Origin of the sequence: Agrobacterium sp. OT33, from assembly GCF_017313365.1 — a bacterium.
GTDB classification, from domain to species: domain Bacteria; phylum Pseudomonadota; class Alphaproteobacteria; order Rhizobiales; family Rhizobiaceae; genus Agrobacterium; species Agrobacterium rhizogenes_A.
In genome coordinates, this window is record NZ_JAFLMZ010000004.1 from 506092 (window position 1) to 529330 (window position 23239).

19 protein-coding genes are annotated in these 23239 nt (G+C 58.4%); 4 read left to right on the top strand and 15 right to left on the bottom strand.

Annotation, left to right across the window (positions count from 1 at the left end):
• Nucleotide 1 precedes the first annotated feature (1 nt).
• The 6 genes from JZX88_RS12835 to JZX88_RS12860 form a co-directional block, all read right to left on the bottom strand.
• Nucleotides 2-1060, bottom strand: coding sequence for an ABC transporter ATP-binding protein (locus tag JZX88_RS12835; RefSeq protein WP_236771580.1), 1059 nt, complete (start codon nt 1058-1060; stop codon nt 2-4).
• Between the two features lie 49 nt (nt 1061-1109).
• On the bottom strand, nt 1110-2843 hold the full coding sequence (locus JZX88_RS12840) for an ABC transporter permease subunit (RefSeq protein WP_065116686.1): 1734 nt from the start codon (nt 2841-2843) through the stop codon (nt 1110-1112).
• Between the two features lie 120 nt (nt 2844-2963).
• Entirely contained in the window at nt 2964-4034 is a 1071-nt protein-coding gene (locus tag JZX88_RS12845; RefSeq protein WP_206913802.1) for an ABC transporter substrate-binding protein, read from the bottom strand.
• 63 nt (nt 4035-4097) lie between these two features.
• A complete protein-coding gene (gene argE, locus JZX88_RS12850) occupies nt 4098-5303 on the bottom strand; it encodes an acetylornithine deacetylase (protein WP_206913803.1) in 1206 nt (401 codons plus the stop codon).
• Entirely contained in the window at nt 5300-7642 is a 2343-nt protein-coding gene (locus tag JZX88_RS12855) for a glycoside hydrolase family 3 C-terminal domain-containing protein (protein WP_110760641.1), read from the bottom strand. Before JZX88_RS12855 ends, argE begins: the two co-directional genes overlap by 4 nt.
• 121 nt (nt 7643-7763) lie before the next feature.
• Complete coding sequence (locus JZX88_RS12860; protein ID WP_206913824.1) at nt 7764-8717, bottom strand: LysR family transcriptional regulator; 954 nt, start codon at nt 8715-8717, stop codon at nt 7764-7766.
• Nucleotides 8718-9000: 283 nt separating this feature from the next.
• Between JZX88_RS12860 and JZX88_RS12865 the strand changes: the two genes are divergently transcribed.
• The 3 genes from JZX88_RS12865 to JZX88_RS12875 all read left to right on the top strand — a co-directional run bounded on the left by JZX88_RS12865 (nt 9001) and on the right by JZX88_RS12875 (nt 11469).
• On the top strand, nt 9001-10251 hold the full coding sequence (locus JZX88_RS12865) for an NAD(P)/FAD-dependent oxidoreductase (protein ID WP_206913804.1): 1251 nt from the start codon (nt 9001-9003) through the stop codon (nt 10249-10251).
• Nucleotides 10252-10308: 57 nt separating this feature from the next.
• Entirely contained in the window at nt 10309-10722 is a 414-nt protein-coding gene (locus JZX88_RS12870) for a RidA family protein (RefSeq protein WP_065116692.1), read from the top strand.
• 69 nt (nt 10723-10791) lie between these two features.
• Entirely contained in the window at nt 10792-11469 is a 678-nt protein-coding gene (locus JZX88_RS12875; RefSeq protein ID WP_206913805.1) for a DUF1028 domain-containing protein, read from the top strand.
• 245 nt (nt 11470-11714) lie between these two features.
• Here the strand turns inward: JZX88_RS12875 and JZX88_RS12880 are convergent, their stop codons facing one another.
• Nucleotides 11715-12128, bottom strand: coding sequence for a helix-turn-helix domain-containing protein (locus tag JZX88_RS12880; protein WP_206913806.1), 414 nt, complete (start codon nt 12126-12128; stop codon nt 11715-11717).
• An 89-nt stretch (nt 12129-12217) separates the two neighbouring features.
• On the opposite strand from JZX88_RS12880, the gene JZX88_RS12885 reads away from it, so the two are divergent.
• Complete coding sequence (locus JZX88_RS12885) at nt 12218-13105, top strand: NmrA family NAD(P)-binding protein (protein WP_206913807.1); 888 nt, start codon at nt 12218-12220, stop codon at nt 13103-13105.
• A gap of 273 nt (nt 13106-13378) precedes the next feature.
• On the opposite strand, the gene JZX88_RS12890 is transcribed toward JZX88_RS12885, so the two are convergent.
• The 8 genes from JZX88_RS12890 to JZX88_RS12925 form a co-directional block, all read right to left on the bottom strand.
• Nucleotides 13379-15328, bottom strand: a complete 1950-nt coding sequence (locus tag JZX88_RS12890; RefSeq protein WP_206913808.1) for a MacB family efflux pump subunit — start codon at nt 15326-15328, stop codon at nt 13379-13381.
• Between the two features lie 8 nt (nt 15329-15336).
• On the bottom strand, nt 15337-16530 hold the full coding sequence (locus JZX88_RS12895; protein WP_206913809.1) for an efflux RND transporter periplasmic adaptor subunit: 1194 nt from the start codon (nt 16528-16530) through the stop codon (nt 15337-15339).
• A gap of 246 nt (nt 16531-16776) precedes the next feature.
• Complete coding sequence (locus JZX88_RS12900) at nt 16777-18126, bottom strand: HAMP domain-containing sensor histidine kinase (RefSeq protein WP_206913810.1); 1350 nt, start codon at nt 18124-18126, stop codon at nt 16777-16779.
• Between the two features lies 1 nt (nt 18127).
• A complete protein-coding gene (locus JZX88_RS12905) occupies nt 18128-18802 on the bottom strand; it encodes a response regulator transcription factor (protein ID WP_206913811.1) in 675 nt (224 codons plus the stop codon).
• Nucleotides 18803-18981: 179 nt separating this feature from the next.
• Nucleotides 18982-19266 carry a YMGG-like glycine zipper-containing protein gene (locus JZX88_RS12910; RefSeq protein WP_080723233.1) on the bottom strand — a complete coding sequence of 95 codons (285 nt, stop codon included), beginning with the start codon at nt 19264-19266 and terminating at the stop codon, nt 18982-18984.
• A 250-nt stretch (nt 19267-19516) separates the two neighbouring features.
• On the bottom strand, nt 19517-20566 hold the full coding sequence (locus JZX88_RS12915; RefSeq protein WP_206913812.1) for an ABC transporter ATP-binding protein: 1050 nt from the start codon (nt 20564-20566) through the stop codon (nt 19517-19519).
• A 33-nt stretch (nt 20567-20599) separates the two neighbouring features.
• Entirely contained in the window at nt 20600-21796 is a 1197-nt protein-coding gene (locus JZX88_RS12920) for an ADP-ribosylglycohydrolase family protein (RefSeq protein WP_206913813.1), read from the bottom strand.
• Nucleotides 21793-23214 (bottom strand): extracellular solute-binding protein, encoded by a 1422-nt coding sequence (locus tag JZX88_RS12925; protein ID WP_206913814.1) that lies wholly within the window; start codon nt 23212-23214, stop codon nt 21793-21795. The genes JZX88_RS12920 and JZX88_RS12925 overlap by 4 nt, the downstream gene beginning before the upstream one ends.
• Nucleotides 23215-23239 lie beyond the last annotated feature (25 nt).

Consider the following 23239-nt stretch of genomic DNA (forward strand, 5'->3'; position numbering starts at 1 on the left):
ATTAGTCCCTGTCAACGAGAAGCCGGGCGGATTGCGGTGCCCACCCGAAACGGACGGTCGAACCAACTGCGACGTCTCCGGCCTGAGCCGGGGCGCGAGCGATGATTTCCTGCTTTCCGGCATCGATAATGACGCGCAACTCCGACCCGCCATAAACAGTTTCGCGCACACGGCCTTCACAGAAACCTTCGCCAAGCGTAATGGCCTCTGGCCGGACAACCAAGGCAGCCTTTGTTCCATCCGCAGGTGCCTCACCCGCAATTGGTAAAGTCCCGATCGCGGTTTCAAGGGCGCCTGCCTTCACCGTACCGCGAATGATCGACGAAACGCCGATAAAGTCTGCAACAAACAGGTTTTCGGGCTCATCATACATTTGCCGCGGCGTACCGAGCTGGGCGATCTTGCCGTTATTCATCAGGCAGATGCGATCGGAAAGCGCCAGAGCTTCCTGCTGGTCGTGAGTGACGAAAATGATTGTCGCGCCCGTTTCACGGTGAATACGCTTGATTTCGATCTGCATCACTTCGCGGAGTTTCGCATCAAGGGCGCCAAGCGGTTCATCCATGAGAATGATCGCGGGATCGTAGACGAGGCAGCGGGCAAGTGCGACACGTTGCTGCTGACCGCCGGAAAGCTGCGAGGGGGAGCGATCGGCCGCGTGGGCAAGCCCCACGGTTTCCAGTGCCCTGCCAACCTTTGCATCGATTTCGGCCTTTGGAAGGCTTCGCATCTTCAGCGCAAAGCCAACATTTTCAGCGACCGACATATGCGGAAACAGGGCGTAGTTCTGGAAAACGACTCCAATGTCGCGTTTGTTGACCGGTGCATGGGTCTGATCCTTGCCGTCAATGATGACGTTGCCGTAGGTCGGGTCCTGCAGGCCGCAGATGAGCTGCAGCAGCGTGGTCTTGCCGGATCCCGAAGGCCCCAGCAGTGTGAGGAGCTCACCCTTGCGCACCTCGAGATCGACGTGATCGAGTGCGATGGTCCGGCCGTAAAGTTTTGCAAGGCCCTGGACCTGAAGCTTGATTTCGGGCGTGTTGGCAGAGGCGGCTGACATGTCGAATGTGTTTCCTATGGTCATGATGGGAGAGGCAGCGTCGCGCATGTCAGCGCGGCCTTGCCTTTTCGGCGATGACGAAAAGTACGGTCACCACCGCCACGATGAAGACCGAGGCTGCTGCCAGGGTCGGGGAAATGCTGAGAATGATATCGTCCCACATCTGTTTGGGCAGCGTCTGCTTGACGCCCGCGCCAACGAACAGGGCGATGGTGAGTTCCTCGAAGGAATGCAGAAGGCCGAAAAGGAAAGCGGCAACTGCACCACCTTTGACGATAGGAAGAAGCACCAGACGGATCTGCTGAAACCGACTGGCTCCAAGCGTTGCTGCGGCCTGCAAAAGACGCCAGTCAACACTGCGAAAAGTCGTCAGCAAGATGACGAACACCACCGGCATCGCCGAAAGCGTATGGCCAAGGATGATCCCCGTGTCTGTCGCAATAAGCCCGACCTTGGCCAGAACGTAGAACAGCGAAACGCCAATGACGATATTTGGAACGACCATCGGCAACATGAATGAGAGGAAAATCAAGCCGCCAGCCTTGCGCTGCGTGCGGGCAAGACCGTAAGCCGCCATACCCGATATGATCGTTGCAAGAATACCGGTAACGATCGCAATAACCGCCGAGCGCGTGGTAGCCCCCATCCACTGATCGGAACTCATATAGGCCTGGAACCAACGAAGGGAGAAGCTTTTTGGTGGGAACTCCAGGAAAGTCGAACCGGAAAATGCCATCGGTGGAAATGCAAGCACGGGCACAATCATCACTGCAATGACCAACCAGACAAAGATCGTAAATGCGCCGCGACCAAGACGGGTAGGCAGAAGGCGTGCAACGAAATCGCTGACGTTAGCCCCGACCTCGATGATCGCACCGCCGATTGTTCCGATCACACCGCCACGCCTGGCTGCTGCACCGTTACCCGATACGGCAGACATCCCGAAAAAGCGATCATAAACGGCAATCGTGATGAGGGTAACCGCGAGAAGCAGTGCCGCCAGTGCGCCGGCGAGCCGCATGTTGAAAAGCTTCTGGACCTGAGTGATCATCATCTGGCCGATCACCGTTTCATTCGGTGAGCCGAGCAGAGCTGGCGTAATGAAGAAACCCAGACCCATGACGAAGATCAACAAGCCCGCTGCCGCAACACCCGGCATGGAGAGAGGCAGGAAAATGCGCCAGAACGACTGGCTCCGGCTTGCGCCCATCGTCATCGCCGCCGGCATAAGCCGTCCGTCTATCGACAGCATCGTCGGCAACATGGTGAGAATGGCAATTGGCAACATCGCATGCGCCATGCCGAAAACAACAGCGCCACGACCGTAAAGCAGGTTGAGTTCGGTATCAAAACCCATGCCGGTCAACATCTGTGCGACGATACCCTTTCGGGCAAGAAGCACGATCCAGGCGAAGTTTTTGAGAAGCGGGCTTACCCAGAACGGCAAAAGAACGAGCCACATGGCCATGCGCCGCCGATATTCCGGCATATCTGCAAGCCACACGGCAATCGGGTAGCCAACCAGAAGGCAGACAATGGTCACCTGCGCAGAAATCGCAAATGTGTTGGCGAGAACTTTTACGTAAACGCCCGCCGAAAACATCTGTTCGTAGACCGTCAGATCGAAGGCACCTGTCTTCGGATTGACGAAAGATTGCCAGATGAGCGCGCCGGCAGGCAGGATCAGCAACAGCGCCATGTAAGCAAGCCCCGGCGTGGAAAGCCAGAGGCTGTCGAGCCTGAGGCGCTGCCGAGAAAATGTGTTGGCGGAAAGGTCAGCCATGGTGGTCCCGTTCGTTGAAATGGCCCGTTCCGCATATCACAGAACCGGGCCACTCATAGTCAGATTGGGATCTCGCCAAAAGGCGAAACCCGAGGCTCGGATGGTCTTGTCCGCGAAAAATTAACCCAGGATCCACTGCTCGAAGCGCTGGGTCAACTCGTCCTGGTTCTCTGCCCAGTAGGCAGCGTTGAGGACTGTCAGCCCCTTGATGTTTTCCGGCGCTGTCGGCAGGAGCGCAGACTTTTCCGCACTCAGATGCTCATAAGCCTTCATGTTGGTCGGGCCGCAAGCCAGAATGTCCGTGTAGGCGGCCTGACGCTTGGCATCAAGGCACCATTCGATGAACTTGCGGGAGAGGTCAGCCTTCTCGGTATTACCGGCAATCGTCCAGCCGTCGATGTTGAACAGACCGCCGTTCCAGACGATACCCGCCGGGGCGCCTGCGTTGATCGCAGCCTGGGCGCGGGTCGACCAGGTGGACATGAGATCAAGCTCGCCATCCTTCAGGAGCTGGGTCGCGTGCGCCCCCGACGTCCACCAGATGTTGATGTGCGACTTGATCTTGTCGAGGCTCTTGAAAGCGCGGTCGACGTCGAGCGGGTAAAGCTTGTCGAGCGGTACTCCGTCCGCAAGCAGCGCCATTTCAAGCGTCGTGACCGGGCTGCGCCACAAACCGCGGCGACCCTGGAAGACTTCTGTGTTCCAGAAATCGGCCCAGCTGGTCGGAACGGTTTTTACCGTATCCTTGCGATAGCCCATGGCCAACGCAAAAATGGCGACGCCAACGAAATCCGTCTCGAATGTATGCGGCGTAAAATCGTCCTTGTTCGCAACCTCAATGTTGAGCGGCAGCATATAATTATCGCCGAGCTGGCGGATACGCAGCACGTGTTCCGGTGTCATCAGGGCAACATCGAACAGCTTCGTATCCGTATCGATTGCCATCTTGTACTGCGGGATAGGATCGGGCTCGTTGGTGTTGGTCTGGATGGTAACACCGGTTTCCGCGGCAAAGGTATCATAAAAAGCAACCTTGAAACCTTCATAGAAGGCACCGCCCATGTCGCGCACGACAAGTGTTTCGCCGGCAAACACACGGTTACCCTTGAGAAGGACAGGAGCGGCCAGCGCCATGGCTGCAAGCCCCGTCGTCGTCTTCATGAAGCCGCGACGTGATACGTTATTGTTCATTTTACCCTCTGAGTTTGTTTGACCTTCATCAACTACTTTTCCCGTCCGCATGGTTTCGGTAAATTACATTTTTCCGTGCATCTGCTTTGGGACATACGAAGCAAGCGGGCGCCGGCTTGCACAAAACCGAATAACGGCATCCGCCAGCACAGCGTCACAGATATCGAGTTGCGTCTGCTTGATGAATTCATCGGGACGATGCCCCTGATCCATGCTTCCCGGCCCGCAGATCACGACGGGAACATCCAGTGCCTGCGCGAACAATCCGGCTTCGGTTCCGAAACTCACCCGGCAATCCCGGCTTCCTTTCGGCAAGCACGACGCGAAGGCCTGCACAATCGGATGATTTCCATCAATCGAGTGACCCGGATAGTTTCCGGTAATCTCGATATCGATCGCGGCTTCCCTGAAACGCTCCTTGTAGGGTGCAATCGCAGCGGCGGCGACTTTGCGTATCTGCTCAGCCAAAGCGAGAGGATCGTCCGCAGCCATCATCCTGCACTCCATCAGAAGCTCGGCATGATCCGGCACGAGATTGACCGCAGTGCCACCGGACAATTTCCCAACGTGAACCGTGGCGTATGGCACCGAATAACCCTGCTCACGCGGGCCGCGAGCCGCGATGTCGTCCTGTAATCGGCGCAGGCCAACGATGAAATCAGCCGCGATGTGTAATGCATTCAGTGCCAGCGGCGCCTCGGCCGAATGGCGGGGAACCCCGGTAACCTTGACCTGGAAAGCCATCTTGCCCTTGTGACCAAGGCCTAGCTGCATCGATGTCGGCTCCCCGACCACGATCAGATCGGGCAGGATATCCCGTGCGGCGATCTCCTCGAGCATCGGCCTTACGCCGACACAGCCAATCTCTTCGTCGTAGGAAATAGCCAGCCAAAGAGGGGCCGCAAGGCTCTTCACGTCAATCGTTTCCACAAGCGCCAGCGTCGACGCGACGAAGCCCTTCATGTCCGTTGTGCCGCGTCCGTAGAGCTTGCCGTCTTTTTGAGTGACGGCGAAGGGCGGAACGGTCCAGTCCTGCCCAACCACCGGAACCACGTCGACATGGCCGGATAACATCAGACCACCCGGCACATCCGGCCCCAGCCGGGCCAGAAGCGCTGCCTTCAACCCGGTGTCATCATAAAATCGGTCACACACAGCACCGGCATTCGACAGCGCTGTCTCAATCTCGTCGATCAGCGGAAGATTGGTGTCCGAACTGACCGTCGGATGAGCGACCAGCCTTGCCAGCCAATCCAGCGTCGATGTCACAGTTTCGCCTCCGCAGCATCCATCGCCGCGTTGATCTCAGCAATCAGACCAGCAACCTCGGCCTCAGGAATGGAAAGGCGAAGACGCCGTTCAAGCGACGTGAAGATACCAAAAAACGAGTTCGAGCAATGGTTGAGCATGCGCATTGCGTCCTCCGCAGAGATATTGCAACGGCTCGTCAGATAGGCGCAGATATGTTCGCAAGCGATTGCGTTCGGAAGCACATAGGCAGGCTGGGTGTCGTAGGCAATCCGGCGGAACGGCAGGACCGAGGGCTTGATCGTCAGACCGGCAGAAAGCTTCGGATCGCGCGAGGATGCGCCAACGATGATCCGCGCTTCAACTCCTTCAAGCACCCAACGCCCGAGCGCCGGGTCCCAGACGGCCAGGTCCGAGCCCTTGATGTTGATTTCAACACGCTCGCTCGCGCCTGGCGCCAGCACCGGCTTGGCGAAACCCTTGAGTTCCTGCAGCGAACGCTTCAATCGCTTTCCCGGAGCCTGCAGATAAAGCTGCGCGACTTCTCCACCGGCGCGGTCGCCGGTATTGGTAACGGTGAAAGCAACGGTAATCTCATCCTTGAGACCGATGCTGGAAGCGGAGACGGTCAGATCGGAATAGGCAAACGTCGTGTAGCTCAGGCCGTGACCGAACGGGAAAAGCGGCTCCACCTCACGCAGGTCGTAGGCACGATAACCGACATGAATGCCTTCACCATAAACATGACGACCGTTTTCACCCGGATAATGCAGGAAGCCTGGAACGTCCGAGAGACGCTTGGGAAAAGTAACCGACAGCTTGCCGGACGGATTGACCTTGCCGCTCAGAATATCTGCAACCGCACCACCCATCGCCTGGCCGGAATAGAAGGTGACGAGCACGGCATTCACCTGGTCGATCCACGGCATTTCAACCGCATCCGGGCACGCAATCACCACAGCCACGTTCTTTGAAACCGCGGCAAGAGCAGCAATCATTTCGTCCTGGCCCGGACCGAGAGCAAGTGTCGTTCTGTCAGAACCTTCTCCGTCATAAGCTCCTTCCGTCGAGGTATAGACGAGAACCAAATCCGCCTTGCCTGCCATTGCGAGGGTATCCGCGTCAGCTTCTTCACGGAATGTCAGCGTGTGCGATACACCAAGGGCCTTCTGCAATTCGTCCAATGGCTGATCGACCATCGTCGGGATGGTGGTTGCACAACCGGAGCCCTGGATGACAGGTGTCCCGGCATCGCGGCCAACAACAAGGATGGTTTTCATGTCGGGGTTGACCGGCAGGGCACCGTTGTTGCGCACAAGCACCATCGAGGCAGCAGCCATTGCACGGGCTTCGGCATGATGCTCCTCAGCCGTATAGACAGGTACGGGAGCCTTTGCTCCCTCGTTGCAAAGCTCGATCAGCTCGAGCATGCGCCGGCAAGAAAGGTCGGCAACATCGGCCGAAACAGCTCCACTATCGAGTGCGGCGAGAAGGTCGGCCTTGCGGCGTGGGCTTTCCGGCATGTCGAGATCACCGCCAGCGACCAGCGATACTGCGCGATCCTTGATGCCATGCCAGTCGGAAACCACGACACCTTCAAAACCCCATTCCTTGCGAAGAACCTGATCGAGAAGCCAGGGGTCCTGGGATGCCTGGACACCATTCAGACGGTTATAGGAGGACATGATTGTCCAGGGCTTCGATTGCTTGATCGCGATCTCGAAACCCTTGAGATAAATTTCCCGAAGAGCCCGTTCCTCGACGACACTGTCCATCGTTGTGCGTTCGACTTCGGAATTGTTGCAGGCAAAGTGCTTGAGCGATGTGCCGACACCTTGCGACTGGATTCCTTCGATGACGGCTGCCGAAAGCTTGCCTGTAACCAGCGGGTCTTCCGAATAATACTCATAGGACCGGCCAGCAAGGGGCGTGCGGCGCAGGTTGATGCCGGGCCCAAGCAGCAGATGCACGCCCATTGCACGGCATTCCTTGCCAAGGAGCTCTCCCAACCGTTGCATCAGGACTTCATCCCAGCTGTTGCCCATGGCAGAGCCGTTAGGAAAACAGGTTGCGGGCTTCATCTCGCCCCACGCAATAGCAACATCGCTGGCGCGCTGGTTCACGACCGAAAGAAAAGCATCGAGATCCATTCCACCGCGCTCGTCACTATCGATCTGCGGAATCGAGTAGCGTACGCCGTAGGTGCCATCCGTCATCACGATCGGCTTGATCCCGTAAGCCGGGACAGCCGCAGTCTTCCACATACCGAAACCGGAGAGGAGATCGACCTTTTCTTGATTGGTCATCGCCTCGACCACTGATGGGATTGTCTGGTGTGCGGACTGGCTTTTGTCTAGCATGCTGGGCTCCGTAATGCGGCAATCACCGAACTGACAGTGCGGTGTTTGGCGCGCACACTGTCAGCCAGCGACAAAAAAACAAAATAAGATATTCGGAACTGGTGCTTTGAAAAAAACGAGCCTAGCTCTGGTCCGTGCGGCGGAGGTTGAGGATCGGCGACTCCATACCCGGCACATAATTGTCGGAAATCAGATTGCGGCAATGGTCCTCAAAGGTGCGGACAAGGCGGGTAGATACCTGCTGACCTATGCGGATCAGACCAATGCGCATGGGTTTATGCTCCCCCGACAGACGAAGGCCAACAAGTCGCTTTCCATCCAATGCAGCCTTGTTCTTCGGACGGACATTGGCAAGGGTGTAGCCATAACGATTGCCCACCATCGTGCGGATGACCTCCTGATGCTGGATCTGCGCGACGATGTTGGGCGTGGCACCGGCAGCGGCAAACAAACCCAGGAAATAATCCCGCGAAAGCGGCAGATCGAGCAGGATGAACTCGTGTTCCTCAAGCTCGGAAAGCGAAATTGCCGAGCGCTGTGCCAGTGGGTCCGTTTCCGCGACCTGCACATAAGGGGGCAATTCTGCAAGCGGTGTAAACTCGAAACCTTCCGGAACGAGAAGGTCATAGGAGAGCGCGATATCGAGTTCGGCACGCTCAAGCCGCGTCAGCAAGGTTCGGTGATCTGCAACCGTCGGCCTGATAGTGACGCTTGGATAGGCCGTCTTGAAGCTCTGGCTCACCTCCGGCAGCAACATCGGCGCGAAGGTCAAGAGGCATCCAAGCGACAGTGTCCCGCGGATCTGTTCGGTCGCCTCGGAGGCAGCGGTATAGAGGTTCTGAACCTGTTCTATCACGGCTTTTGCCTGCAGCAAAAGCTTTTGCCCGGCCGGTGTCAACGACAACCCCTGGGCATGACGGCGCAGGAAAAGCTGGGTGTTGAGCTCGATTTCCAACTGGGAGATAGCTGTCGAAATGGATGGCTGCGACACGTGGATGCGGTCCGACGCCAGAGTTATCGAACCGGCCTCGGCCGTTGCAATAAAGTATTCGAGCTGACGCAAGGTGAAACGCATTTGAGGCCCTGATGCCAAGTGGCGCACCGAGAGCGCGACCATATGCCCGCTCCCAGACGGCGGACTATCGAGGTGAATTTATTATGTGCCGTTTGCCAAAATGTAAATGTTCTGCTGGCCCTGCAACCGTTCATCACATGAACGGCGGAGCAAGACGCTGCTTTCGCCAATCCTAACCAGTGCTGCAGCAAATCGTAATTTTCCGAATGCAAACCGTTCGCTAGAGCGGAACGATAGCTGACGCCAAGCGGTGGGTTGCGGCAAAACAGAAAAGGGCGAATGCATGTCAGTCGAGAAGATCCATACACTGGTTGTCGGAGCCGGCCAGGCCGGTGTGGCCATGAGCGAACATCTAAGCCGCAACGGTGTCGACTATCTCGTGCTGGAGCGCGGTCGCATCGCGGAACGCTGGCGCTCGATGCGCTGGGATTCACTGGTCGCCAATGGCCCCGCATGGCATGACCGTTTTCCAGGCATGGATTTCCCAGGTCACCCGGATACATTCGTTCCCAAGGACGGTGTGGCAGACTATTTTGAAGCCTATGCAGGCCAGCACAAGGCACCGATCCGGTGTGGTGTCGACGTCGTCAATGTGGAACGTCTGGAAGACCGTCCAGGCTTCCGGGTCGAAACCTCCGATGGCGTGATCGAAGCCCTTAACGTCGTCGCCGCCACCGGTCCATTTCAAAAGCCCTCCATTCCCCCGATCGTCCCCGACAATGCTGGCGTAACACAGATGCATTCGAGCGACTATCGCAATCCGGCCCAACTCGCCGAAGGCGCGGTTCTGGTGGTCGGCGCAGGGTCATCCGGCGTCCAGATCGCCGAGGAACTGATGCTCGCAGGACGCAAGGTCTATCTTTCGGTCGGCCCGCATGACCGCCCTCCCCGCTCCTATCGTGGCCGCGACTTCGTCTGGTGGCTTGGTGTCCTCGGGAAATGGGACGCGCAGGCTCAGACCCCGGGCTCGGAGCACGTCACCATCGCCGTCAGCGGTGCTCGCGGTGGAAACACCATTGATTTCCGGCGACTGGCCGCGCAGGGCATGATGCTTGCCGGCATGACGGGAGCTTATCGTGACGGATCACTGTCATTTGCAGACGACCTTGGCCGCAATCTTGATCGCGGCGACCAGAATTATCTGTCACTGCTCGATGAGGCGGATGCCTTTGTTGCCCGCAACGGCCTCGACCTGCCTCGGGAGCCCGACGCACGTATCCTCGGACCGCAGGTTGACTGTGTGACCAACCCGCTGCGCGAGCTTGATCTGCGCGCAGCAAACGTGACGACGATAATCTGGGCAACGGGCTTCACATCGGACTACAGCTGGCTTCGGGTCAATGCGTTCGACGACGTTGGCCGTCCGAAACACCAGCGTGGCGTCAGCCCCGAAAAGGGCATCTATTTTCTCGGTCTTCCCTGGCTGTCCGGCCGCGGCTCCAGTTTCATCTGGGGTGTATGGCACGATGCCAAGTATGTGGCCGACCACATAGCCATTCAGGACAATTATCTGGCGTACAAGCCGCAGGATTGAATCCCAAGGCGCAGCAGACAACCAGCCCATTGCATGAACAATCCCATGGAGACGAGAATGGCACATACGCGCATTCGCAAGTTCAACACCAAAGAAACCTATCCGGAGCAGAACCTCGACAACGATCTCTGCCAGGCCGTCGTCGCCCGCGGCACGACGATTTTCCTGCGCGGCCAATGCCCGCAGGATCTCGATACCGCCAAGAACATCGATAGCCATGATCCGGTCGAGCAGACGCACAAGGTCATGCAGAACATTCGCCAGCTCGTTCAGGAAAGCGGTGGCCAGATGGAGCATGTCACCAAACTTGTCGTCTATCTCACCGACGTCCGCCACCGAGAGGCCGTCTACCGGACCATGGGCGAATACATCAAGGGCGTTTACCCCGTCTGCACGGGGCTTGTCGTGGTGGCACTCGCGAGGCCCGAATGGCTTGTCGAGATCGACGCCACGGCCGTCATCCCTGACTGATACCAGATACGCTTCGGCAGATGCCGGCCGGCAGAAGCGTGGCCGGCCGTCCCAAGGATGGAGTTTCCCATGACCTTCTCAATCGTCGCGCGCTGCGAAACGACAGGCCAGTTCGGCGTCGCAATTTCATCTTCATCCCCTGCCGTTGCAGCCCGATGCGCCTGGGCCGAGGCCGGCATAGGAGCAGTCGCGACTCAGAATGTCACCAATCCGGCTCTTGGACCACGAATGCTTGCGGCGCTGAAAGACGGCGCCAGTGCTGCGGATGCGGTTGTAGCAGCCCGGCAGAGTGATGGTTTTCCCGGCTATCGCCAGTTGCTCGCGGTGGATGCATCGGGCGCTACCGCCATTCATTCCGGCGAAAATGCGCTTGGAATATGGACCTCTGTAACCGGCAATCAGTGTGTGGCGGCGGGAAACCTGCTGGCAAACGACGGCGTACCGAAAGCAATGATCGAAACGTTCGAGACAACGTCGGGCACCTTGGGAGACCGGCTGGTTGCAGCGCTCAAGGCAGCCGTTGATGCCGGGGGCGAAGCCGGTCCCGTGCGTTCGGCCGGCTTACTCATCGTTGACAAACAGCCTTGGCCGTATGCCGAATTGCGGATCGACTGGCTGGACGAAGGTTGCCCGATTGCAGCGGTGGCCCGGGCATGGAATGTCTACCAGTCGCAGGCGCAGGACTATGTAACACGTGCTCTGGATCCACGAGCCGCCCCCTCCTACGGAGTCCCGGGTGATGAGTAGTTACTAGTCTTCCGCTTTGAAGGGGATTCGAACCAATGACATTGTCATCACAAAACTCCAGCAGCGGAAGTTTCGTAGACGAGTCAATAACTTGGCCACGTTCGAATAGCTGATTTAGGCCCGCGAGCAGATTGTGCAACCCTGGAAGCCGGGGATGAAATATCTGCTGAGGAAAGCGAGCGTAGCCGAGCGCTGCTAACCTAGACCGACATCTGACCTTCTCAGCCAATTTCGGTCACTTGGATTTACAACTCCTCCTGGTCGTAAGCGCGCCGGCGCTCTCTGATGGCGTCCAGATTGTCATGGACCCAGAAGTTGAACCCCTCAAGGGCGTGTAAGGCTCCGTGACCTATATCCGTCAGCTCATACTCAACACGTGGTGGCACTTCGGGGAAATAGTGGCGTATAACGAATCCCTCGCGTTCGAGATTACGCAGCGTGAGCGTCAGCATGCGCTGAGTGATTTCACGGACCTCTTTTCTCAATGCAGAAAAGCGGAGCCGATAACCCTCAGCGAGAGAAAGGCGCCAAAGAACCGGCACAGTCCATTTGTCACTTAGCAGGCTGCAGACCCCGTTTGACGGTATGGGTCTGAATTGCCTGTCGTTCCCTGATCTGCGCGGTGTGTTGGCATCGATCTGTCTATCCAAGGGTATCATCCTTGTGCCTGATGCTGAAAAATGTGCCGTCTTCCGGCAGAATTACATTCGTATATATAGACAGCCCTTGTCTAACGCGAGGGCTTCAAGTGACCAATAGCAAGCACCCCATTCTGGTTTTCGGCGCTACCGGAAGACAGGGAGGATCTGTCGCCAGAGCCTTGTTGAAGGCGGGATGGCCTGTACGCGCACTCGTTCCGGACTCCAGCAAAGCTGCATCTCTGCAATTGCGCAATGCAGGCATCGAGCTTGTGCAGGGTTCATTTGAAGAGACCAATGTAATCCGCACAGCGATGAAAGACGCTTACGGTGTCTTTAGCGTACTGCCAGCCAGCCTGGCTGCCGAAGACGAAATCCGTCATGGTATATCGATTGCGGATATCGCTGCCGAAACAGGCATCAACCATTTTGTTTATTCGTCAGGCGCCAGCGTGGGGAATGAACTGACAGGCGTTCCGCGTTTCGACGCCAAGCCTCGTATCGAAGCGCATATTCGACAGCTCGACATGACTACGACCATCATCCGGCCGATGATTTTCATGGAAATGCTGGTGCGACCTGGCTTCGGTCTGGATGAGGGCCGGCTGGTGTCCCTGATCCGACCCGACCACTCCATTCAGCTTACCGCCGTGGAAGACATCGGCAGGTTTGTCGCTGCCGTGCTTGCCGACAAGTCACGCTTCGGTGGCGCAACACTTAAGATCGCCAGCGATCGATTGACCGGCCACGAGCTCAAGGCCGCCTTCAGCGAAGCAGCCGGTCGCTCGATAGCGTATGAACGGTTTCCGGACGAAGTTTTGGCTGCAAACGCTGATCTCGCGCACATGGCGGAGAGCCTGGTAGACGGTCCGCTCGCCGGGCAGGTCGATCTGAAACTCATGCGCGAAATCAACCCCGACCTGCTGACTTTCAGGTCCTGGCTTGCGGGCGATGGGCGCAGGTTGTTAGATGCAGCCATGTCAGCATCAGTTTCGTGACATTACGCGAGATTCAATAATAACAACCGGAAGTAACGGGGACAGGATTGCAAGGCCGCTTTCGACCTCATTGCCATCGTTACCTCCCCATAGCCGGGTGCCCTAAAGCCAACATGGCAAACATTGTTACCCCAATTGAGTCTCAGCCTGTCTGAATATACGGCGGCTCCATAAAGACCGCTAATGCTCCGCCCTCCAGTTTGCCCTTTGCGATCATATCTACGTTGGACACGAATATCGTTGCATCGCAGCCAAGCAGGCGTTTGCGGTTCATCAGTCACGCGCCAGGGCTTCGATCGGGTCCAGCTTTGCCGCATTGCGGGCGGGAAGGAAGCCGAAGACGATTCCGATCAGGGTTGAGCAGGCGAAGGCCACCATGATGGAGCCCGAAGAGAAGATCATTTTGAAGTCGGGGCTCAAAAAATTGAAAAGAGCGCTGATCCCAAGGGCGAGCATCACTCCCATGAAGCCGCCGACAAGGCAGACCATGATGGCCTCGATCAGGAACTGGGAAAGGATGTCGCTGCGGCGCGCGCCGACAGCCACACGAACGCCGATCTCCTTGGTGCGTTCGGTTACGGACACCAGCATGATATTCATCACACCGATGCCGCCGACAATCAGCGAGATCACGGCGACTGACGAAATCAGCAACGTCAGGGTTTGCGTGGTGGTCTCGATAGTCTCGCGAATGGTCGCCGAGTTGGTGAGGAAGAAGTCTTTCGCGCCATGCCGACGCTCGATAAGGCGCGAAACTGCGGCCTCGATATTGCCCGGGTCGACATCGTCTTTGATACGGACCGTTATGCCGTCGACGTTCGGACGACCCAGCATACGGCCCATGACGGTTGTGTAGGGCGCATAAACGGTCAGCGTATCAACCGCCGGGCCGAAGGAGTTTTCCCGTTTCGTCACACCCACAACCCTCGCCGGCATTGTGCCCAGAAGGATGACCTGCCCCACCGGGTTAACCCGGTCTGGAAACAGGTCTCGCGCGGCGTTTGCATCGATCACCACATTCTGGCTGTAAGCGGCAACATCCTGGGCGTCGAACAGTTGCCCATGCGCCAGTTCAAGGCCCCGTACACGAAAGAAGTCCGCGCCAACTCCGGTGACTGACGCATTGACGGCCACGGCGGCGCGCTTGACAGTTACGCTTGTCGTGACGGTTGGTGTCACGCTGTCGACATAGGGCTGGTTCACCAGCGCTTCTGCATCGGCGGGAACCAGCGTCCGTATCTTGCCCGCTTCCAGATCGCCGAAGCCTTTCCCGGCCCGCACCTCGATCGTGTTGGTGCCGAGCGAACTGATACTGCTCAGGATTTGTTGCTGCGAACCGGCTCCCAGTGCCGAGATAGCCGCTACCGAGGCGATACCGATGATGATGCCGAGCATGGTCAGAAGCGAGCGCATCTTGTGCGCCCAGATCGCCGCGCCCGCCATACGAAAGGCTTCGGTCATCCGGTCAATCGCACCACGCCAGCCAACGCCCGGCGCGTGCTCGCGGATGGGACGGGCCGTCGCGGCGGATTTGGATACATTGCGCTCGTCGGAAATGATAACGCCGTCGCTGATCTCTACAACCCGATCCGCGTGTTCGGCGATCTTCTTGTCGTGAGTGACGAGGATGATGGTATGCCCCTCGGCGTGAAGCTCGCGCAGGATCTTCATGACTTCGGCGCCACTGTGCGTATCCAGCGCTCCGGTCGGTTCGTCGGCCAGAATTATCTCGCCGCCATTCATCAGGGCGCGGGCGATCGACACCCGCTGCTGCTGGCCGCCCGAAAGTTTGCCCGGGATATTGCCCGTCCGCTCGGCGAGGCCCAGCCGAGTCAACAAGGAGATCGCTCGCTTGTGCCGGTCGGATCGGCTGCGTCCGGCATAGATGGCCGGCACCTCGACGTTGCTGGCCGCGCTGAGATCGCCAAGCAGATGATAACGCTGGAAGATGAAACCAAAACGCTCACGGCGTAGCGCCGCCAGTTCGTCCACGGACATCTTCGAGGTCTCGCGCCCTTCGATCCAGTAGCTGCCGTCCGTCGGACGATCGAGGCAGCCAAGAATGTTCATCAGCGTCGACTTGCCGGAGCCCGAGGCGCCGATGATGGCCATCATCTCGCCGGCCTCGATGTCGAGGTCGACGTCTTTCAGCACCCGCACCATCTCGTCGCCTGCGGGGAAAGCGCGGGATACCCCACGTACTCGGATCAGTGGTTCCGTCATAACGCGCCCTACCGCTTCGCCGCGGCCAGTTGAGCCTGGCCATCCGTGCGTTCGTCCGTGGATGCTCCAAGGACGATGGTGTCGCCTGCCTGAAGACCGCTAAGGATCTGGATGTCCGCGCCGTTATCGATGCCGACCTGGACCTGCCGGATCTGGACCTCGCCCATCGCGTCCAGTATGCGCACACGCGCCGTATCGCCGGCCCGCGGCGCCCCTTCCACTGCACTGAGCGGAACCAGCACGGCGCCGCTGACGCGGCTTAAAACGATGGACACCTGCGCCGTCATGGACGGCCGCAGGACCCCGTCCGCATTCGCCACGTCGATCAGCCCGGTGTAATAGACCGCACCGTTGGTTGAGCCAATCCGGCTCGCGGCGGTGTTGCTCTCGTTGGCGATGGAGGCCGGGGCCGGTTCCACCTGTCGCAACTCCCCATCGAAACGGCGCTTCGGATCGCCAAGAATGCTGAACCAGACCGGCAGGCCCCGCCGCACACGCACAACGTCAGCCTCGGAGATATCCGCGCGCACCGTCATTGTGTCCAATCGCGCGATCATGACGATGGTCGGCGCAGTCTGCAGGGCATTCACGGTTTGGCCCTCGTCAGTGACGATCGCGACCACTGTGCCGGCGATTGGGGCAGTGATGCGCGTATAGTCCAGTTCTATACCCGCAGACTCCAGCGCGACCTGCGCTTGGGCTACCTGAGCGTCCAGCGATTGAACCTCAGCCCGCGCGGTGTCTCGCATCGCAGCCGCAGCGTCATACTGGGCGCGCGGCGTGGAACCACCTGCCAGCAGGTCACGCTCGCGCTCGAAATCCTTCTCGGCTTTCACCAGACCGGCGCTGCGCGCGGCGTGAACGGCGCGGATGTTGGCCAAAGCGGCCTCGCGGTCCCGCAAGGTGTTGCGCCGGGTCTGGGAGTCGATCTCGGCGACCAACTGGCCAGCCTCGACGATGTCACCGATCTTGACAGCCAGATGCTCAATGCGACCCGAGGCCTGAGCGCCGACACGCACCAGCTCGAGCGGTTCGAGAACCCCGGTCGCCAGCACCACCTCTTCAATGTCACCCGTTCGCGCCTGCGCCGTCACCAGTTCAAGTTTTGCCGGCGGACGCAGAAACAGGAGCCAGACGCCCAGCAGACCGACAAGGGTTGCCGCCCCCAGGATCAAACGCTTGCGGGTAATGTGTCGTGTCATTTAGTCGTGGCCCATGCTATTGAAATTTGCGGGCTTTCTCTGTCACGAGAGTTACCTGAAAATTACGGGGAACCGTCGTCGCGCCTATCCGTTTGGCACGCGCTGTAAAATCAACCGATCGGCAAAGAGTGTTTGTAATGTGGATGGCGTGCCAGAGATTGCTCGCCAGACATCAAGCGATCGCGGCCGTGCTCAGCCAACATCGACGGATGAAAACGGCTTGACCTGTTGGCGCAGGCGACGGACCTACCGCTGCTGGAAAACGCGCTTCTCGCGCCAGCGTATGGCAAATGTGCTGCCCTTGCCTGGAGCGGACGAAAGCTCAACGTAACCGCCGTGACGGGTGACGATCTCGTTGACCATGCTGAGCCCCAGGCCCGCACCTGAGCCGTGAGGGCTGACCCGGTAGAACGGTTCGAATATGCGCGACTGCTTGTCGCCGGCAATTCCGCAGCCCTGATCCGCGACAGTCACGCTGCCGTCAGCCTCAATACTGACCGATATCTGTCCTCGTCCGCCTCCATACTGGACTGCATTACGGACCAGATTGACGAATGCACGCTCGAGAGCTTCGGCATCCCCGGGAACGAACAGGTTTTCCGCATCGCTATCGAACGAAATCTCGTAACCTTCGGCGATCGCCAGGGGAGCAAGGTCGGCGACCACCTTCGACACAACGCTGTTGAGATCGACGGGTGCATTCTGCTGGGGCTTCTGCCGGTACTTCTCGGTGTCGAGAAGCTGGTTTGCGATCGCTGTAAGTCGCTTGATGGCCGTCTGCAGGTGTGTCTTGTCCGCACCTGGCGAAAGCGTATCAATTCTCACCTGCAGGACAGCAATCGGCGTTCGAAGTTCATGGGCCGCGTTGACGAAGAAGCGCTCCGTCGCCTCGAAGCCGCTATCGAGACGACGCAGCGCCCTGTTGATGTCGCGCACCAGACGAAGCACCTCAGTGGGCAAGCCCCGCTCTTCCACCAGGGCACCACGTGTGTCGAGATCTATCCTGTCCAGACGCCTGGTCAGGTCGCTGAAGGACCGCAAAGCCCAGCGTGTGACAAACGGGACGCCAATCAGGGAAATGGCGACGAGGATCAGCGCCGGCACGCCGATGGCAAGGTTCCCCAACAGCACGGTCACACCATATTGGGACATCGAAACACCGCCGGCAAAAATCGTTGCCTCACCGGCCTCTGTGTCGAAACGCTCCATGCGGGCGACACTCAGCGGATCGTTCAGGTCACCATGGAGCTCGACACTTCTGAACGCCCGCAGGAATGGCATGTTGTCGGCAATTTTCCCGGGAGGCACGCCGTGTGCAAGGACAATATCTTTTCCAAGGTCTGCCACGAACCACAGGTCAGGCGCTTCCTCCATAATCTCTTTAAGCTCGGCCGTCGGAACCAGATGGGGTCGGCCATTCGGCTCGAGACGAACCGAGTCTGCGATTTCCTGAGACAGCCAGATGGACGTGATCGCCACATCGGGCTTGAGGCCAGAAAGGAGATAGAAAACCAGGCTGAGCGAGGCGATGACCGCGCAGAGCTGCAGGACGATAAAACCAAAAGTGAATCGCCAGCGAAGGGATGTGCTGGTCATCCTATTTCTGCTCATGAAGGTAGTAGCCTATGCCACGAATATTCTTGATAACAATGTCGGCCTCCGCTTCGACAAGCTTTCGGCGCAGGCGAGACATATTGGATTCCAGTGAGTTGGACTGGATTTCGTCGTCAAAGGAATAGACCTGCCCCTCAAGGGACGAGCGCAACACGGTACGACCACGGTTTCTCAAAAGAGTTTCGATGATGAGCAGTTCCCTGCGGGTGAGCGCAAGCCTGATGCCGTTGACATGCACATCGCATGAAACCCGATCATAGGTAACGTTTCCCGCCGACAGGACGAACGGGCCGGCTGTCGGCACCCGCCTCAGCACAGCGCTCATTCTGGCAATCAGCTCGGGAATTTCGAACGGCTTCGGCAAATAGTCATCGGCGCCGTCATTGAGGCCGGAAATTCGCTCGTCGGTCGACCTCAGAGCGGAGATGATGATCGATCGCGTATTTGAACCCGTGCTGTGCAAATCGGCGAGGAAGGTACTGCCATCGCCATCCGGCAGTTGCCGGTCGATAAGGACAATATCGTAATCCGCCATGGCGATTGCTTCCCGCGCCATCGCCAGATCTCCAACAGCGTCCAGCACGATGCCATGCTGCGAGAGGGCCGTCCTCAAGGCATCCGTCATTTCTGGATCGTCTTCGATAAGCAGAAGTTTCATGGTGGCCTGATCGTGCAAGTCCCAGACAGCTGTTCTCAAGAATTCTAACAGCAAATTTATATGTATGTTTCAGATAAACTCGACTGTCATGACCGACTGGCCACCAAGTCAATCGGCGGGGAACCGAAACCTGCTGAGTATCCAGCCGGCTTTTAGCCCCCGTCGCCAAGACCAGCTCCTTATCGGCAGCGGCCGTAGTTATCCCGATATCTGCAACCGTAATCGCGCCGGTCCCGATTTTCCCAGCGATCGCGGCGGTTCCTGTCGTTTCGTTCACTGATGTTCCCAATGACAGCACCTCCAGCACCTCCCGCGGCGGCTCCCACGGCAGCACCTTGCCACGTGCCGCTTGCCAGCCCGCCGATGATTGCACCACTGGCCGCACCAATACCGGCGCCCTTTTCCGTCTGGCTGCACGCCGTCAGCGTCAAACAAACGAATATGCCTGAAATGATCTTTTTCATATCTGTCCTTTCGATCCCTCGCCGCTACGGTCGCCCGTCGACCGTTGAGACGCACCAAGGCGGAGACGTATGGACACCGAAAATTACGTGGAAGTTACGCAGAACCGTCGCCATCGATCCACCTCTGACAACGCGGGCCGAGTGACCGTCCATGCGGATCAGGCGCTTTGGTTCTGACGCCACACTCTTCCCTTTCGTCCGGTCCCCGTGGCTGACCGCGGCGCCACGGGACCCCCTTCTGCTTAAGAGCTTACCGCAGCCGCTCGCCCGTCGCCGCGTCGAACAACAGCACCTTTTCGGCATCCACTTCGAGTTTGACGGCCGCGCCTGCCTTCACCAGCGGACCGCCCTGCACGACGACGTTCAGGTCGTGGCCTCCGAGCCTCACGACCAGCTCCTGGTTTTCACCGGTGGGTTCCACCAGCGAAACGACGCCGTCCATGCCCGTATCCGACAGCCGGATATGCTGGGGACGGATGCCGTAGACGACCTTCGTCTTCTTCGCGAAAGATTTCGGCAGCGGAATGATATCCCCGCCTTCCGTCACGCCGTGATTGCCAGAGGCCTCAAGCTCCAGCAGATTGATTTCAGGCGATCCGATGAAGCCGGCGACGAAGACATTGGCGGGGTCGTTATAAAGGTCGAGCGGAGGCCCGGACTGCTCGATCCTGCCGCTGTTGAGAACCACGATCTTGTCCGCCATGGTCATGGCCTCCGTCTGGTCATGTGTGACGTAAACGGTGGTCTTGCCCAGGCGCTGATGAAGCTTTTTGATTTCACTGCGCATTTTCACACGCAGCTTGGCATCGAGGTTCGACAGCGGCTCATCGAAAAGAAACGCCCGCGGCGCTCTCACAATCGCCCGCCCCATCGCCACGCGTTGTCGCTGGCCGCCGGAAAGTTCGCGCGGATACCGGTCCAGAAGCTTTTCAAGACCGAGAATCTGGGCCGCATCCTGGACACGGGTGCGGATTTCCTCTTTCGAAACACCGGCAAGCTTCAGCGAGAAGCTCATATTTTCCGCAACCTTCATGTGCGGATAAAGAGCGTAGCTCTGGAACACCATCGCTATGTCACGCTCTTTCGCGCGCATGTCGTTGACGATCTTTCCACCGATTTTGATCTCGCCGGAACTGATGTCTTCCAGACCGGCGATCATGCGGAGCAACGTGGATTTGCCGCACCCGGAAGGCCCGACCAGAACCACGAATTCTCCATCTTCCATTTCAAGCGAAATGTTCGACAGCACCGGAACGCTTCCGTAGCTCTTTCCCACATTTCTCAATTCGATCTGCGACATTTCTGCCTCCCTAACAATGCCCTCATGCGGGCATCAAGCAACTTTCCCGACTGAGAATATGCCCAGCCGCTCGCGCATATCGGCCTTGGCCTCATCGAGCTTGCGGTCCGCCCCCTGGATTTCGAGTACGGTTTCACAAAAGGCGTCGGCTTCGGCAAACAGGTCGAGCCTGTTGGTCACATCCAGAAGCGACGCATCGGCCTGATCGATGACGGTCGCGCCATGCATGGCGCCAAGGATTGCCCCTGCCATGACACCGATGGAATCCGTGTCCCGGCCGGAATTGATGCCGTCATGGATCGCCTTGTAAAAATCACCGTCATTGACGATGGCGAAGCCGAGCGCGAGCGGCAGCTCCTCAATGGCGTTGATACGGGAAGGACGGTAGGCCTCGCTTGGTACACCCGCCTTCTTGATGGAATGGACGACATCGTCTCCCATCGGCGAATATTGGGCGATGATCGCATGGAAGGTTTCGACCACTTTTGCATGTTCGGCGCCGCGCAGCCCATGCGCGGCGTCAACGACTTCGGCAATGGCTTTCTTCGTACCGTCCTTGGCAAGGGCGAGTGCCTCATCGACAACACCCTCAATGGTGATATTCGGGATGAAGGCCGCCGCAATGGCTGCCGCCAGCACGCCTGCCGCCTCAAGTCCGAAACTCTGCTGGTGGCCGGAGGCGAAAGCGATGGCTTCGTCATAGGCCGCTTTGGGATCGCAGGCATTCACCATGCCGACAGGCGCGATGTACATCGCCGCGCCGCAATTGACCATGTTGCCGATACCACCTTCCCGCGGGTCGCAATTGCTCAGCTGATGGCGCTGGAAAATCCACTTCTCGGGGTAGAAGAGACGCTCGATCAACAGCGTCTCCCGCTGAAGCTCCGGCACCCACCGCGGTTTCCAGGCGATTTCGCGAACCATGCCCTCGGCCATGTCCCACGCATCGATGTGGCGCTTCACGTCATTGTAGACCGACATCAGGCAAAGGGTCATCAAGGTATCGTCCGTGACGATGCCATTGCCCCTCACTCGCCAGTTGCGCGCAATGCCGCTTTCAGACATCCGGTGCCACTCGGTGTTCATGGAGGTGACCCGACCGTAACGCTGGCGAATCTGCTCCACGGAGAGCTTTTCAACGGGAGCCCCGATGGCGTCGCCATAAGCAACGCCAAAGAGTGCCGCACGAATTCTCCCCTTCAGGGAAAGAGCTTCGATGGTGTTTTTCATTTCAATACGGTCCTCGCATATTCAGTCAATCGGTCGCCGCCGGCGGCTTTCCATTCGGAGACGAACTGCTCCCACTGGTCGATTTTTGCCTGGCCGGAGATGAACTTGTATGCCCACGCCTTGTAGACGTTCTGGGCGGAATCGAGCTCGGCGGCGTATTCAGCCGGCCAGATGAACGCGTTATCGGGTTTGTAGCCCTGAGAAACATTGGCCAGAAACTGGCTGGCAGCCTCGCTTCTCAGCCCTTCAGGCGCCTTCCAGTTCGATGCGGCAACAAAGCGAACGTACCAGGTGGCCATCCTGGCCGTTGGCTTCACGGTCGCGCCATCATTGGTATATTGCTCGCCCTCGAAACCCAGGCGTTCTATGGCCTGCCCTTCGGGACTGGCGACAAAATCCAGAAATTTGACCACCTCGTCCTTGTGCTCGGACATGGCGGAGATCGCAAAACCGCGAGGCTCCTTGGAAACATCGACGGCTGCGAGGCCCTGACCAGCCGGCCCTTCCGGCGGGGGCAGCAACACCAGCGAGGGGTTGTCGCCCGGGTTTGCCTGCCGCATCTTGCCGCCATACACATCAACATTTTCCGCCGATGACGAGAAAACGACGCCAACCCGGCCCGAATAGAATTTGTCTTCCTTCGTGTCCCACTTGGTCGTGACATATTCGGGATCCAGCAGCCCCTGCTCGCGAAGGGAAGCGTAGAAAGCGATCTTCGCCTTTTGCTGGCTGGAAATCACGTAGGATATCCAGTTGCCGGCCCCGTCTTTCGTCCAGCTCGCGCTGACGCCGAACGCCTGGTTGAAAATGGAATCGGCCTCTTCCATGCTGCCCGGAACCGTCAGCCCGTAGGTGTGGTCGCTGCCCACGCCGCCGAAGTTGCCGTCCTTGATCGCCTTGAAGAGCTTCGTGTAATCCTCGATCGTCTGCGGCACCGGCAGACCGGTCTTGCTCAGCCAGTCCGCCCGCATGACGGGCTGCGAAACGCGCGGTGGAAACACATAGAGAAGGTAGGGATAGTTCTGCAGCCGGGCGACATTGTGAGGATAAAGAGCATCCTTCAGATAGGTCGTCTTCGGCAGCCAATTGTTCCAGTCTTCGAGAATGCCCTGTTCGGACATCGTCGTATCCCCGCCCTGAAAATAGATGAGGTCAGGAATATCGCCGGACAGAAGCATGGCGCCGAGCTTGTCCGCATATCCGGATGCCGGCAGGTTGACGATCTCGATCTTGAGGTCGGTTCCCCTGGCTTTCAGCGCCTCTTCGTATTTCTGCATCAGCTTGACGTCATCGGGATTGGTGTTCAGCAAATCCTTGGCGACGATGCGGATGGTGACCGGCTCGGCCAGAGCCGGCAGCGCAACGCCGCTCAACAATGCCGCCACGCTGGCAGTCCAGATGAGATTTCGTTTCAGCATAGCTTTCTCCTCCTTGTATGCTTGA

Coding starts and splice junctions, on each gene's coding strand:
- JZX88_RS12895 (WP_206913809.1), bottom strand. CDS start 16,530: ATGACACGACACATTACCCGCAAGCGTTTGATCCTGGGGGCGGCAACC.
- JZX88_RS12900 (WP_206913810.1), bottom strand. CDS start 18,126: ATGACCAGCACATCCCTTCGCTGGCGATTCACTTTTGGTTTTATCGTC.
- JZX88_RS12875 (WP_206913805.1), top strand. CDS start 10,792: ATGACCTTCTCAATCGTCGCGCGCTGCGAAACGACAGGCCAGTTCGGC.
- JZX88_RS12905 (WP_206913811.1), bottom strand. CDS start 18,802: ATGAAACTTCTGCTTATCGAAGACGATCCAGAAATGACGGATGCCTTG.
- JZX88_RS12865 (WP_206913804.1), top strand. CDS start 9,001: ATGTCAGTCGAGAAGATCCATACACTGGTTGTCGGAGCCGGCCAGGCC.
- JZX88_RS12840 (WP_065116686.1), bottom strand. CDS start 2,843: ATGGCTGACCTTTCCGCCAACACATTTTCTCGGCAGCGCCTCAGGCTC.
- JZX88_RS12860 (WP_206913824.1), bottom strand. CDS start 8,717: ATGCGTTTCACCTTGCGTCAGCTCGAATACTTTATTGCAACGGCCGAG.
- JZX88_RS12915 (WP_206913812.1), bottom strand. CDS start 20,566: ATGTCGCAGATCGAATTGAGAAATGTGGGAAAGAGCTACGGAAGCGTT.
- JZX88_RS12890 (WP_206913808.1), bottom strand. CDS start 15,328: ATGACGGAACCACTGATCCGAGTACGTGGGGTATCCCGCGCTTTCCCC.
- JZX88_RS12880 (WP_206913806.1), bottom strand. CDS start 12,128: ATGATACCCTTGGATAGACAGATCGATGCCAACACACCGCGCAGATCA.
- JZX88_RS12920 (WP_206913813.1), bottom strand. CDS start 21,796: ATGAAAAACACCATCGAAGCTCTTTCCCTGAAGGGGAGAATTCGTGCG.
- JZX88_RS12870 (WP_065116692.1), top strand. CDS start 10,309: ATGGCACATACGCGCATTCGCAAGTTCAACACCAAAGAAACCTATCCG.
- JZX88_RS12835 (WP_236771580.1), bottom strand. CDS start 1,060: ATGTCAGCCGCCTCTGCCAACACGCCCGAAATCAAGCTTCAGGTCCAG.
- JZX88_RS12845 (WP_206913802.1), bottom strand. CDS start 4,034: ATGAACAATAACGTATCACGTCGCGGCTTCATGAAGACGACGACGGGG.
- JZX88_RS12925 (WP_206913814.1), bottom strand. CDS start 23,214: ATGCTGAAACGAAATCTCATCTGGACTGCCAGCGTGGCGGCATTGTTG.
- JZX88_RS12910 (WP_080723233.1), bottom strand. CDS start 19,266: ATGAAAAAGATCATTTCAGGCATATTCGTTTGTTTGACGCTGACGGCG.
- JZX88_RS12855 (WP_110760641.1), bottom strand. CDS start 7,642: ATGCTAGACAAAAGCCAGTCCGCACACCAGACAATCCCATCAGTGGTC.